The sequence below is a fragment of the Candidatus Magnetobacterium casense genome (assembly GCF_019173545.1).
GTDB lineage: Bacteria > Nitrospirota > Thermodesulfovibrionia > Thermodesulfovibrionales > Magnetobacteriaceae > Magnetobacterium > Magnetobacterium cryptolimnobacter.
This window is the reverse complement of sequence record NZ_JABXWD010000758.1, coordinates 1-1,116: the sequence shown is the minus strand read 5'-3', so window position 1 is coordinate 1,116 and position 1,116 is coordinate 1. Positions and strand designations below refer to the sequence as shown.

General features: G+C 52.1%; 2 protein-coding genes. Both read left to right on the top strand.

Annotated features, from left to right (window positions below; genetic code table 11):
* On the top strand, window positions 1-650 hold a 650-nt coding region (locus tag HWQ67_RS19310; RefSeq protein WP_218254324.1), incomplete at its 5' end, for a hypothetical protein.
* Window positions 651-858: 208 nt separating this feature from the next.
* The coding region (locus HWQ67_RS19305; protein WP_218254323.1) for a hypothetical protein at window positions 859-1,116 on the top strand (258 nt) is incomplete at its 3' end.

Sequence of the window (1,116 nt, the reverse complement as noted above, 5' to 3'; positions counted from 1 at the left end):
CCAATTTGGCTGTTTCTCTAAATTCCATTGGTTACAAGAAATCCAAGAGTTGGGTTCTGAGTAACTGTCGTCCGGCCGGAGGACGATGGGTGCCTCGACATTGGGACCACACCCCTGCCGGCAAGGAATGTGGTCTGCTCATCTGTCCCTGGTGTTATCTCAGGCGTTACGAGAGGATTCGTAAGCAGTTGGTTAAACTTGGTTTGACCGAACCTCTCACCGTCACGAGATTCCGATTCGAGGATAAGCTGCTCGATTTCAACCGCGATATGTATAGTCTGATCCGGAGCAAGGTCGATCGTCAGATCCGGGCGCCTCATGATTCCGATCAACCAGAATTCGAGACCGCGATTCGGCTGTTTGGTTTGGTGCCGAACCCTGGCTACAATGTCGTCAGCACCCATGCAGCCATTTCGTACCTGCATAACGGGGGCTGTAAATCTGGTTCGGTCAGGTTGACCACATCAGTTGGTACGTCGACGGTGCAACTTGTGATGACGCGGGCGAAGCGCTCCTTCGCCGAGGCCATGCAACTGGCTCAACCGTATCCGATTCATTTGATCGATTCCACGCCAACGGTAAAGTTTTTGCTTGAGCACGTGCAAGGAATTCACGCACTGGGTGTGGTTACAATACCCGCTCGGACCTAATGTTGTTGATAGGGTGGGTACACGCATTACGTGATTCCGTTACCAAATTGAATGTGACGGGGGTCAAGGTCACAACTTGACCTAACGCGTGAGCCAAGTGCTGCGTAACGAGGACGGGTGTCCTCCCCTTACAAAACGTAGTACCCGTCACATTTTCATCCACTACCGGTTAGAGTCGCACTCGTGTGCGTAGGGGAGGTTGTTAGTAATGACTACCAAGGAGTTGCTGAGCATCAAGGAGTGTTTGGAGGACTGGATCCGGACAACCGGAGAGGTGAATCAACGCGATCATGGAAAAGCTGCTCTGCAGCTGATTGAAACGGAGCTGCAAAACTTACTCACGTCGAGGGAAGCGCGGGTTAGGGACACGGAAGATGCTATGCGATACCGCTGGCTACGCAAACAGCATTGGGAAAACAATACTATTGGCGTGGTCTGTTTGCCTAAGGACTCGGTCAAGCTTGGT